This is a genomic window from Neisseria sp. LACPHL-SPEC-2024-00856, from assembly GCF_047915665.1.
Taxonomy (GTDB): domain Bacteria; phylum Pseudomonadota; class Gammaproteobacteria; order Burkholderiales; family Neisseriaceae; genus Neisseria; species Neisseria polysaccharea.
Genome location: NZ_JBLRPR010000002.1, coordinates 271,105 through 283,406, shown reverse-complemented (window position 1 = coordinate 283,406; position 12,302 = coordinate 271,105). Strand labels below are relative to the sequence as shown.

Here is a 12,302-nt window from a genome sequence, read left to right as displayed (position 1 = left end):
CGGAATGTAAAACTTATGAACGGAAAAACCATCATCCTTGCCAATCCGCGCGGCTTCTGCGCCGGTGTGGATCGGGCAATCAGTATTGTCGAGCGTGCTTTGGAAGAATTCGGCGCGCCGATTTATGTGCGCCACGAAGTCGTCCACAACAAATTCGTCGTGGACAACCTGCGTGAAAAAGGTGCGGTGTTTGTCGAAGACTTGGCGGAAGTGCCGCCGGGCGCGACGCTGGTTTATTCGGCACACGGCGTATCGAAGGCGGTGCAGCAAGAAGCGGCGGAGCGCGGTTTCCGCGTGTTTGATGCGACTTGCCCGCTGGTGACGAAAGTGCATAAGGAAGTCGCCCGACTGGATGCCCAAGACTGTGAAATCATCATGATCGGGCATAAGGGGCACGTCGAGGTTGAAGGAACGATGGGGCAGCTTGCGCCGGGCAAAATGCTTTTGGTCGAAACGGTCGGAGATGTGGCAAAACTCGAAGTCAGAAACCCCGACAAACTCGCCTATGTCAGCCAGACCACGCTCTCGGTCGATGAAACCAAAGACATCATCGCCGCGCTGAACGCGCGTTTCCCCAATATCCGCAATCCGCACAAGGAAGACATCTGCTATGCGACGACCAACCGGCAAACCGCCGTCAAAGAGTTGGCAGAACAGTGCGACATCGTGATTGTGGTCGGTTCGCCCAATTCGTCCAACAGCAACCGCCTGCGCGAAGTGGCGGCAGGCATCGGGACCGATGCGTATATGGTGGATAATGCAGGCTACCTGCAACGCGCGTGGTTTGAGGGCAAAAACAAAGTCGGCGTAACGGCAGGCGCGTCCGCGCCCGAAGTGTTGGTGCAGGAAGTATTGGCAACCATACGCGGGTGGGGGCATGAAACCGTACGCGAAGGGGAGGGTGCGGAAGAAAGCATCGTGTTCGTCCTGCCCAAAGAGCTACGCCGCGAGGGCGAAACCAAACCCGATTTGTGCAAACGTTGAGCAAGCGTTGAATGTTTGGGCAACACAAATGCCGTCTGAACAGGCTTCAGACGGCATTTTTGCCGCGTGCCGGATGCGGAAACCGATCAGGCGTAATGTCGTGCAAGAAAACCGGGCAGTTCGGACAAACCGTCCAATACGGCGAGATGCGGTGCGCTAAGGAGCTGTTCGCGCGAATGTGCGCCGGTGGCAACGCCGACTGCCGCCGCACCCGCGTTTGCCGCCATATGCAGGTCGTGCGCCGTATCGCCGACGACCAATGCCTCTTTCGGGTCGAGTCCCAGTTCGCCGCAGAGTCCGAATACCATTTCGGGCGAGGGTTTGGAGGGATATTCCCCCGCGCAGGCGGTGGCGAGCCAATAGTCGCCGGTGGCGGTTTGGCTGATGGCTCCGTCCAAGCCCGCCCGCCTTTTGCCTGTGGCGACGGCAAGCCAGTATCCTTGCGCTTTGAGCTTGTCCAGACAGGGCAGGGCATCGGGAAAGAGCGTCATATTGCGGTTGTTGGGATTGAGGTAATGTGCGGAATAAGTGCGCGCGATGTCGGCAACGGCGGTTTCAGACGGCATTTCGAGCAGGGCGCGGATGATTTCGGGCAGGCTGTAGCCGATTAGGCTGCGGACGCGCTCCGCTTCGGGCGGCGGAAAACCGCATTCGGCGAAGCTGCGGCGCATAGTGTCGATGATGGGTTGGGTCGTATCGGCAAGCGTGCCGTCCCAGTCGAAGATGATGAGTTTGGGCGTGGTCATAGCAGGTTGTTTGCAGTAAAAAAGCAGATTTTATGCGGAAAACGCAGACGTGTCGCATTTTCGACAAAATTTGTCGGCTGCGCGATATATTTTCCCGAACAAGCCGCGTTGCATTTTATTAGAATATAACAATTATCATTTATATGAATTGGACAGTTTATGTCAGTTTTCCGCATCAATATGACGGCAGCCGCTGTTTTGACCGTACTTTCTTCTTCTGCGTTTGCCGCCCAAACGGAAGGTTTGGAAACCGTCCATATTAAGGGTCAGCGTTCTTACAACGCGATTGCCACCGAGAAAAACGGCGATTACAGCTCGTTTGCCGCCACCGTCGGTACAAAAATCCCCGCTTCTTTGCGCGAAATTCCGCAATCCGTCAGTATCATCACCAACCAGCAGGTCAAAGACCGCAATGTTGACACCTTCGACCAACTGGCGCGCAAAACGCCCGGTTTGCGCGTGTTGAGCAACGACGACGGACGCTCTTCGGTTTACGCGCGCGGTTACGAATACAGCGAATACAACATCGACGGCCTGCCTGCGCAGATGCAGAGTATCAACGGTACGCTGCCCAACCTGTTTGCCTTCGACCGCGTGGAAGTGATGCGCGGGCCGAGCGGACTGTTCGACAGCAGCGGCGAGATGGGCGGCATCGTAAATCTGGTGCGCAAACGCCCGACCAAAGCGTTCCAAGGTCATGCGGCGGCAGGGTTCGGTACGCACAAACAATATAAAGCCGAGGCGGACGTATCGGGCAGCCTCAATTCAGACGGCAGCGTGCGCGGCCGCGTGATGGCGCAGACTGTCGGCGCGTCTCCGCGTCCTGCCGAGAAAAATAACCACCACGAAACCTTCTACGCGGCAGCGGATTGGGACATCAACCCCGATACGGTTTTGGGCGCGGGCTATCTTTACCAGCAACGCCACCTCGCGCCGTACAACGGCTTGCCTGCCGATGCCGACGGTAAATTGCCGTCCCTGCCGCAACACGTATTTGTCGGCGCGGATTGGAACAAATTTAAAATGAACAGCCACGACGTGTTCGCCGATTTGAAACATTACTTCGGCAACGGCGGCTACGGCAAAGTCGGTATGCGCTATTCCGACCGCAATGCCGACTCCAACTATGCCTTTGCCGGCAGCAAGCTGGGCATGAAAACCCCGGCAGGCCGCCCGGGCTGCAATACGGCTGACGACAAAGCCTGCGCGGTGGGTTTGGGTACAGAAATCAAACAAAAAGCCCTCGCGTTTGACGCCAGCTACAGCCGGCCTTTCCGCTTGGGCAATACGGCCAACGAATTTGTCATCGGTGCCGATTACAACCGTTTCCGCAGCACCAACGAACAAGGCCGTACTACTTTATATGCACGCGGCGGCCTGGCTTTAAACGAGTTCCGCAGCATACCGCAGGTTGATTTGATTGCCAACGCGCGCAAAGGCGTGCGCGGTTACAGCCATACCGTCGCTACCGAAAACCTCGACGAATTCGGCATTTACGGCAAATCCGTCTTCCATCCGGTCGACGGGCTGTCGCTCATCGGCGGCGGACGTTTGGGACACTACAAAATCGAAGCGGGCGAAGGCGACGAGTTGCACAAAGCCAGCAAAACCAAGTTCACCGGCTACGCAGGCGCGGTTTACGACTTGAACGACAACAACAGCCTCTACGCCAGCTTCTCCCAACTTTACACGCCGCAAACCAACCTCGATGCCGACGGCAAGCTGCTCAAACCACGCCAAGGCAACCAGTTTGAAGTCGGCTACAAAGGCAGCTACATGGACGACCGCCTCAATACCCGAGTTTCGTTCTACCGCATGAAGGATAAAAACGCCGCCGCACCGTTGAACCCGAAAGACCGCAACACCCGTTACGCCGCATTGGGCAAACGCGTGATGGAAGGTGTTGAGACCGAAATCAGCGGCGCGATTACACCGAAATGGCAAATCCACGCAGGTTACAGCTATCTGCACAGCCAAATCAAAACCGCCTCCAATTCGCGCGACGACGGCATCTTCCTGCTGATGCCCAAACACAGCGCGAACCTGTGGACGACTTACCAAGTTACGCCCGAGCTGACCATCGGCGGCGGCGTGAACGCGATGAGCGGCATTACTTCATCTGCAGGGATGCATGCAGGCGGTTATGCCACCTTCGATGCGATGGCGGCTTACCGCTTCACACCCAAGCTGAAGCTCCAGGTCAACGCCGACAACATCTTCAACCGCCATTACTACGCCCGCGTCGGCGGCACGAACACCTTTAACATTCCCGGTTCGGAGCGCAGCCTGACGGCAAACCTGCGTTACAGTTTTTAAAGACCAATATGCCGTCTGAAACGGCAGCCGCAGCATAATCAAACCACAACAAGCTGCGCGGCATACCCTATGCTCTCACAACTGGAGTATGGCATTGCGAAGGAAAACAGACCGAACCGGCAGGCAGACCGCTTTGCCGGTTCGGTTTTACCGCTTGCCGCCAGTCTGACCCACAGGCCGAACATCATGAAACCCATACCGACCGACACATTCCAACCTGCCATACTGCCCCAAGCCTTTGAAACCGAAATCAAATCCACCTGCACGGGGCGAATCTATCGGATTCAGACGGCAACACTCGGCGAAATGCCGTCTGAAGGCTATCCCGTCCTCTTCGTTTTGGACGGCGAAGCCTTTTTCCCCGCACTTTTCAACATCATGCAGTCGCTGATGAACAACCCCGTTACCCGAAGCCGCGCCCCCTGCCTTATCGTCGGCATCGGCTATGCCGGAGGAGGAGTGCGCGATTTGGTACAACGTGCCGCCGACTATACCCCCCCGCTGCGCAGCAACGCTTCAGAAGACGAACAGCGGCAGTTCGGACAGGCAGACCGTTTTGCCGAGTTTATCGACAGCGAACTGACCGCCTTTTTAGAAAGCAAATACCGGCTGGACAAAAATGAAACCTCCGTATTCGGGCATTCGTTCGGCGCACTGTTCGGACTGTATTCCCTGCTTTCCCACCGCCGTTTCAGACGGCATTGGCTCGTATCCCCATCGATTTGGTGGCACAACAGGCGGATACTCGACTTTATGCCGTCTGAAAACCGGCTGGACGGCATCGAGGTCTGCCTCAACATCGGCGCGCTCGAACGGGGCAGCGATTGCAAACGCAGGGAAGAACGCGACATGGCAGGGCAGGCCGAACAAATGGCGGCAGAGTTGGACAGGCGCGGGGCCGCCGTATTTTTCCGGGAATATCCGAATGCCGACCACGGCAATGTCCCGTTCTACTCACTGACCGACTGCGTCGAATATTTGAGGAAGGCTTGGCAGAGGTAGGGGGAATTAAATATATGACTGCTTTGTTTTGCATCGGAAAATAACAAGAGCTACCTAAGGGTTATTGCTCCCGTTCTCATTTTATCTTGATTAAAAATCCCTGCTTCAGGCCGTCTGAAACAGGGATAGATTAATTTAACGGACAGGCGGGCGTTTTTTCAGGCGGCATGACCTGATTTCTTTCCCGGTTCGCCGATTTGGTATTTTTGGAATGAAAGGGCGGTTTTGACACCGATGAAACCGGTTTTGGGCTTCAGACGGCATTTGTATTTTTGGTTACCAATTCACGCGCACCGACCGGCTGCCGAGCAATGTTTCCAGTTCGCCGAACAATGCGGAACTCGGCGTAACCGTCCATTTCGGCGGCACTTGAAGCCTGCCCGACGCTTTTCCGTTGGCATACGACAGTTGCAGCGGGATGCGCGGCGTGTCGGGCAGTTGGTGGGCGGCGAGCAGCCGTACCAGTCCGCCGATGTCGTGATGCGGGGCGAGGGCGAGGCTGAGGCTGCGGGCGTAGCGTTCGCGCGCCGTTTGCAGGGTCATGACTTGGTTTGCCAGAATACGCAGTCCGTCGCCTCCGCCGTAGTCGTCGCGGCTGACTTTGGATTCGATAATCAGCACTTGGTCGGCTTTGAGGCAGTCGGCGCAGTTTTCCAGCGTCTGGCCGCCGATCATGATTTCAACCTGCCCGCTTAAGTCTTCGAGGCTGACGAAGGCGATTTTGCCGCGTTTGCCCATCATGGTGCGCACGGCGGTAACGAATCCGGCGAGGCGCACGCTGTCTTGCGGTTTCAGACGGCCTAATTTGGTCGGTGCGATTTGGCGGACTTCTTGGGCATACGGGCCGAACGGGTGGCCGGACAGGTAAAAGCCGATGACGGTTTTTTCTTCTGCGAGTTTTTCCGATTCGCTCCACATCGGCGCGTCAATGAGCCGCACCGGTTCGATGGCGTCTTCCATCATGTCGAACAGCCCGCCCTGATTGGCGTTGGCGGCTTTTTGGTCGGCGTTGTTCATGGCGAGGTCGATGTTCGCCAAGAGCATGGCGCGGTTGGGTTCGATGCTGTCGAACGCGCCGCCGCGTATCAGGGCTTCGAGGGTGCGGCGGTTCATATGTTCTTTGCCGACGCGCTCGCAGAAGTCCAAGAGGCCGGTAAACTTGCCGCTGCTTTGCCGCGCGGCGATGATGGATTCGACGGCGGCTTCGCCCGTGCCTTTAATCGCGCCGAGTGCGTAGCGGATTTTCATGTCCGGATACGGCGTGAAGCGGTAATCGGATTCGTTGATGTCGGGCGGCAGGAACTCGATGCCGTTGGCGCGGCAGTCGTCGTAGAAATGCTTGAGCTGGTCGGTGTTGTCCAATTCGGACGACATGGTCGCCGCCATAAATTCGGCGGGGTAGTGGGCTTTGAGCCATGCGGTCTGATAGGAAATCAGGGCGTAGGCGGCGGCGTGGGATTTGTTGAAACCGTAGCCGGCGAATTTTTCCATGTAGTTGAAGATTTCGTCGGATTTTTCGCGCGAAATGCCTTGTTTTGCCGCACCTTCGGCGAAGATTTCGCGGTGTTTCACCATTTCTTCGGGCTTTTTCTTACCCATTGCGCGGCGCAGCAGATCCGCGCCGCCGAGCGAGTAGCCGCCGATAATCTGCGCCGCCTGCATTACTTGTTCCTGATACACCATAATGCCGTAAGTCGGGGCGAGGATGCCTTCGAGCAGCGGATGGATGTATTGGAATTCCTGACCCTTCATACGCGCGACGAAGTCGGGGATGTTGTCCATCGGACCGGGGCGGTATAGCGATACGAAGGCGATGAGTTCTTCAAACTTGGTCGTGTGCGCCGTTTTCAGCATTTTCTTCATGCCGGTCGACTCAAACTGGAACACGGCGGTGGTGTTCGCATCGCGGAAGATTTGATAGGCGGCCTGGTCGTCGAGAGGAATTTTGCCGACATCGATGATGTCGCCGGTGGTGTTTTTGATGTTGTCCTGCGCCATTTCGATAATGGTCAGGTTGCGTAGGCCCAAAAAGTCGAATTTCACCAAACCCACGTCTTCCACGTCGCCCTTGTCGTACATGGATACGGGCGAGGCGGATTCGTCCGCCTGATACACGGGGCTGTAATCGGAAATCTTGCCCGGCGCAATCAACACGCCGCCTGCGTGCATACCCAAACCGCGCGTCAGGTCTTCCAGCTTTTTCGCCAGCGTAATCAGTTCGTCCGCTTCTTCCGCTTCGATTAATTCCTGAATCTGCGGCTCTGCCTTCATCGCGTCGTCCAAACTCAAAGGTTTGTTGGCTTCCAACGGAATCAGCTTGGACAGTTTGTCGCACAGCATAAACGGCAGCTCCAGCACGCGCCCCACGTCGCGGATGACCGCTTTGGACGACATCGTGCCGAAAGTAACAATCTGGCTGACTGCTTCCGCGCCGTATTTTTCGCGCACATATTCAATCACGCGGCCGCGGTTGCTTTGGCAAAAGTCCACGTCAAAGTCAGGCATGGAAACGCGTTCGGGGTTTAGGAAACGCTCGAACAGCAGCGCGTATTTCAGCGGGTCGAGATCGGTAATCTTCAGCGAATACGCCACCAGCGAACCCGCGCCCGAACCGCGTCCCGGTCCGACCGGACAGCCGTGCGTTTTCGCCCAGTTGATAAAGTCTTGTACGATAAGGAAATAGCCGGGGAATTTCATCTGGATGATGATGTTCAGCTCAAAATCCAAACGTTCCTGATATTCCGGCATTTTTGCCGCACGCTCCGCCTCGTCGGGATAAAGCTGAACCATGCGTTCCTGCAAACCCTCATTGGAGAGTTTGATGAGATAGTCATCGAGCGATAAACCGTCGGGTGTGGGGAAAAGGGGCAGGAAGTTTTTGCCCAATGTGATGTGCAGATTGCAGCGTTTGGCAATTTCTACCGTGTTTTCCAAGGCTTCGGGCAAGTCGGCGAAACGTTCGGCCATGGTTTCCGGCGGAATGAAAAACTGGCCCGGCGTGAAATCGCGCGGACGTTTCTTGTCCGTCAATACCCAGCCGCCTGCGATGCACACTCGCGCCTCGTGCGCGTTGAAATCGTCGCGGCTCATAAACTGTGTCGGATGCGTCGCCACTACCGGTAAGCCCAATTCCTCCGCCAGTTTCACGCTGCCGGAAACGCAAGTTTCCCATTCGGGGCGTTCGGGCAGGCGTTGCAACTCCAGATAAAACGCATCGGGAAACCACGCCGCATATTTCAACGCCGCCGCGCGCGCCGCGTCTTCATTGCCGTTCAACAGATTCATGCCCACTTCGCCGTAATGCGCGCCGCTCAAACAAATCAAGCCGCTGTTGTCGCCGTTTTCCAGCCATTCGGGATTGAGTTCCGCATGATGGACATTGCGGTCTTTGCCGACATAAGCCGCCGTCAGAAGCTCGCTCAAGCGCAGATAGCCCGCATCGTTGCGGATAATCAGCATGGCGCGAAACGGCTTGTCGGGCGCATTCGGATTGCCTATCCATACGTCCGCCGCGCCGATGGGTTTAATCCCTGCGCCGCGGCAGGTTTTATAGAATTTCACCAAACCGAATTCGTTCATCAAATCGCTGATGCCCAAAGCAGGCAAACCGTATTCCTGCGCTTTGGCAATCAGTTTTTTAATCCGCACCATACCGTCGGTAATCGAAAACTCGGTATGCAGGCGCAGGGGGATGTAGGTCGGCTCGGTCATGGCAAAATCGGCGTGAACAATAAAAGGCGTATTGTAGCAGGGTTGTCTTCAGATGACGGCGCAGGTAATGCCGTTTCGGGTTCAGACGGCATTGCCTGCCAATGGTTTCCGCGCTTTTACGACGGCAAAAAAATGCCTCCTGCCGTATGGCGGAGGCTTCCCAAGGAGTATTGATAGATATAAAGGACTATCAAACTAGTTATAAGGAACTATATACCTTATTCGGACGGATGGCAAGCAGTTAAATCGATTTTACGTTCAAACAGGTTTTTGATTTCGTTTTGATGCCGATTGCCGGTGTATCGGGCAGTTCGTGTTTGAGGATGTGCATCAGCGTCAATGCGGATTCGTTGGGGAACAGGATTTGCAGCTTGCCGTTGGACAGGATTTCTTTGATCGGATGGCGGCATATGGGGTTTCAGACGGCATTTTTACTTTTACGGAACAGCTGGTGTGGGATGTGCTGCCGGTTTTGCGGTAATTTTGGGTACGGCGGCGGCAGGTGCTACAATAACGGCCTCTTTCTGCAAGGGAACATTATGGAAGCCACCGTCTATCTCGAAGACAACGAATACATCGCCCTGTGCGACCTCTTGAAATTGGCCGGACTTGCCGAAAGCGGCGGACAGGCAAAAGCATTTATCGCCGAAGGGCTGGTGTTGCGCAACGGCGAAACCGAAACCCGCAAAACGGCCAAAATACGCGGCGGCGAAGTCATCGAGTTTGACGGCGCGCGCTTGGAAATCGCAGATGGATACGACCCTGAAGCATAAAGCCGAAGCCCTTTTGGGCGAGCCGCTTTTAGACGAACCCGTCCGCCCCGAATCGTGGGAATGCTGCGGCAGCGACTGCGGCGAGGCGTGCATTCAGACGATTTACTGGGCGGATAAAGCCAAATACGACGCGCAACGGCGGAAATTGAAAGAAGCGGGTTGGGCGGAAGACGAAAATGCCGTCTGAAAACGGTTTGGCTTGATATAGTGAATTAACAAAAATCAGGACAAGGCGAGCCAACGCTGTACCGGTTTAAATTTAATTCACTATAAATCCGCGTTTTCAGACAGTCTTTTATAGTAGATTAAAATTGAAAACGTCCATATCGTCATTCCCGCGCAGGCGGGAATCCGGAAGTTTGAAATAGCAGTTAACCTTAAACATTTTTGACAAATCAAGGTCTGGATTCCCGCCTGCGCTGGAATGACGGTATAGGGACTTTTTCTTTGCATTTGCCATACACCTGTTTTTTAAAATGACCGCCGTATCCACACCAACCGATAATATTAACCCCCGTCCTTCATTCATCACGCACATAACACCCCATGATAGACCTGCACTGCCATTCCACCGTTTCCGACGGTATGCTTTCTCCCGCCGAAGTCGTCCGCCTTGCGCATCAAAACGGCTGCACGCTGCTGGCGTTGACGGATCATGACCACACCGGCGGCATCGCCGAAGCGCGTGCCGAAGCAGACAAGCTCGGTTTGCGCCTGATTAACGGCGTGGAAATCTCCGTCACTTGGCGCGGGCGCACCATACACGTTGTCGGTTTGGATTTCGACGAGCAGGACGAAAACCTGCAAAACTTGTTGGCGCAAGTGCGGCAAGGCCGTCTGAAACGTCTTGAAGCCATCGCCGCCAAGCTGGAAAAACGCGGCATTTCGGGCGCATACGACGGCGCGCTCGCGCTGGCGGCAAACAAAGAAATGGTCAGCCGCACCCACGTCGCCGAGTTCCTCATCCGGGCGGGACACGTCAAAAACAAGCAGCAGGCGTTTGCCAAATACTTGGGCGACGGCAAATCCTGCGCCGTCCGCCACGAATGGGCGACGCTGGAATACTGCGTTTCCGCCGTCAACAGTGCGGGCGGGTTGGCGGTCATCGCCCATCCGATGCGCTACGATTTGTCCGCCACCGCCAAGCGCAATCTGTTTGAAGAATTTAAAAACCTCGGCGGCGCGGGCATCGAAGTCCACAGCGGCAACTGCTGCAAAAACGACCGCCTCAACTACGCATTTTTGGCAGAACGCTTCGGCATGCTCGCCAGCGCGGGCAGCGACTTCCACCGTTTAAACGACTTCAGCGGCGGCATTCTCGGCGCGTGTCCCGAGCTGCCGGAAAACTGCAGGCCGGTGTGGGCGCATTTTTCCCGACATTGAATGAGGATAAAAATGCCGTCTGAAAATCTTTCAGACGGCATTTTTTGCGGTTTAAACGTTGTCGTACAGTTTTCGGACGGTTTTACCGATGGCGGCAATGCCTTTTTCCAGCGTTTGAGCGTCCTGCGCGATGCTCATGCGGATGCACTCGCCCGCGTGCGGGTAATCCTGCGTGTCGATGCCGACGAAGAAATGCTCGCCCGGAATAATTAGCGTGCCTTCGGCTTTGAGCATTTCGTACAGGGTTTGCGAAGAAACGGGCAGGTTTTCAAACCAGAGCCACAAGAAAATCGCGCCTTCGGGTTTGTGGATTTTCATCGGGTACGCGCCCAGCTCCCGCTTGAGCAGCGAGACGGCGGTTTGCGCCTGATTGCGGTAAAACGGCCGGATGACTTGGTCGGCAAGCCGTTTCATCTCGCCGCTTTCCAGTAGCGGGGCGGCGATGGCCGCGCCGAAGCGCGTGGGGGCAAGGTTCACAATCGCGTTCAGGCTGCTGACGGCTTTGACGACTTCGGGTGCGGCGACGATGATGCCGGTGCGAACGCCCGGCAGGCCGACTTTGGACAGGCTGAAGCAGAGGATGATGTTTTCGTGCCAATTCAGCGTTACGTCGCTGTAAATGATGTTGGGGAACGGCATTCCGTAGGCGTTGTCGATAATCAGCGGAATGCCGTGTTTTTGCGCCAAAGCGTCCAGCCGCGCCATTTCGCCGTCGGTTAGCACGTTGCCGGTCGGGTTGGTCGGGCGCGAACAGCAAATCGCGCCGATTTTGCCTTCTTTCAGCTCGGGCAGGCTTTCCAGCGCGTCAAAGTCCACGCGGTATTTGAAGAAGCCGGCTTCGCCTTCGTGTTCGACAGCTTCGATTTTCGGTTTGACGGAAACGAAGTGCCGCCCTTCGACATGCACGTCGGCATAGCCGATGTATTCGGGCGCGAGCGGCAATAAAATGGCTTTTTCTGAGGATGTGCCGTCTGAAAGCTTGAATTTGCCGCCGAAGAGGTTGAATAAATAGAAAAACGCGTTTTGCGAACCGTTGGTCAGCGCGATATTGTCGGCAGTCAGGTTCCAGCCGTATTCGCGGTTGAGGAAGGCGGTCAGCGCGTCAATCAGCGCGGCATCGCCTTGGGGGTTGGAGTAGTTGCCGATGTTTTCGACGGCGTGTTCCGCCGCCAGTTTGGAGAATATGCCGGCAAACGCCCGATCGATTTCCGGAATGCGCGCCGGATTGCCGCCGCCGAGCATGTTGACGGGCTTGTCGCTTTTGAGCGCGTCGCCGAGGTCGTCCATCAGTTGGAGGATGCCGCTGTGTTGCGTGAATTTTTCGCCGAATGCCGAGAACTGCATGTCAAACTCCGTGTGTGTAAGGTAGGTTGGTTTGTACGTTATG

10 protein-coding genes are annotated in these 12,302 nt (G+C 55.9%); 7 read left to right on the top strand and 3 right to left on the bottom strand.

Translation table 11 applies throughout. The features are described from left to right. The first annotated feature begins 15 nt into the window (after positions 1–15). A complete protein-coding gene (gene ispH, locus ACNAU7_RS03490) occupies positions 16–984 on the top strand; it encodes a 4-hydroxy-3-methylbut-2-enyl diphosphate reductase (protein WP_416300719.1) in 969 nt (322 codons plus the stop codon). An 86-nt stretch (positions 985–1,070) separates the two neighbouring features. Here ispH and ACNAU7_RS03485 read toward each other — a convergent pair whose 3' ends face one another. After that, complete coding sequence (locus tag ACNAU7_RS03485; RefSeq protein ID WP_416300717.1) at positions 1,071–1,730, bottom strand: HAD-IA family hydrolase; 660 nt, start codon at positions 1,728–1,730, stop codon at positions 1,071–1,073. Between the two features lie 159 nt (positions 1,731–1,889). Here ACNAU7_RS03485 and ACNAU7_RS03480 point away from each other — a divergent pair, with 159 nt between their 5' ends. Together ACNAU7_RS03480 and ACNAU7_RS03475 are read left to right on the top strand one after the other, a co-directional pair. Next, complete coding sequence (locus ACNAU7_RS03480; protein ID WP_416300715.1) at positions 1,890–4,046, top strand: TonB-dependent siderophore receptor; 2,157 nt, start codon at positions 1,890–1,892, stop codon at positions 4,044–4,046. Positions 4,047–4,115: 69 nt separating this feature from the next. Then, entirely contained in the window at positions 4,116–5,048 is a 933-nt protein-coding gene (locus ACNAU7_RS03475; RefSeq protein WP_416300713.1) for an alpha/beta hydrolase, read from the top strand. Between the two features lie 276 nt (positions 5,049–5,324). Here the strand turns inward: ACNAU7_RS03475 and dnaE are convergent, their stop codons facing one another. Beyond that, complete coding sequence (gene dnaE / locus ACNAU7_RS03470; protein ID WP_416300710.1) at positions 5,325–8,759, bottom strand: DNA polymerase III subunit alpha; 3,435 nt, start codon at positions 8,757–8,759, stop codon at positions 5,325–5,327. 12 nt (positions 8,760–8,771) lie between these two features. Between dnaE and ACNAU7_RS03465 the strand changes: the two genes are divergently transcribed. From ACNAU7_RS03465 to ACNAU7_RS03450, 4 genes are all read left to right on the top strand, one after another. Continuing rightward, a complete protein-coding gene (locus ACNAU7_RS03465; protein ID WP_192888316.1) occupies positions 8,772–8,933 on the top strand; it encodes a hypothetical protein in 162 nt (53 codons plus the stop codon). Between the two features lie 365 nt (positions 8,934–9,298). Then, positions 9,299–9,532, top strand: a complete 234-nt coding sequence (locus ACNAU7_RS03460) for an RNA-binding S4 domain-containing protein (protein ID WP_002240013.1) — start codon at positions 9,299–9,301, stop codon at positions 9,530–9,532. Further along, a complete protein-coding gene (locus tag ACNAU7_RS03455) occupies positions 9,510–9,719 on the top strand; it encodes an oxidoreductase-like domain-containing protein (protein WP_004467907.1) in 210 nt (69 codons plus the stop codon). The genes ACNAU7_RS03460 and ACNAU7_RS03455 overlap by 23 nt, the downstream gene beginning before the upstream one ends. Before the next feature lie 359 nt (positions 9,720–10,078). Next, positions 10,079–10,915 (top strand): PHP domain-containing protein, encoded by an 837-nt coding sequence (locus ACNAU7_RS03450; protein WP_416300707.1) that lies wholly within the window; start codon positions 10,079–10,081, stop codon positions 10,913–10,915. 51 nt (positions 10,916–10,966) lie between these two features. Here the strand turns inward: ACNAU7_RS03450 and ACNAU7_RS03445 are convergent, their stop codons facing one another. After that, complete coding sequence (locus ACNAU7_RS03445) at positions 10,967–12,259, bottom strand: valine--pyruvate transaminase (protein WP_416300812.1); 1,293 nt, start codon at positions 12,257–12,259, stop codon at positions 10,967–10,969. Between the last annotated feature and the right edge of the window lie 43 nt (positions 12,260–12,302).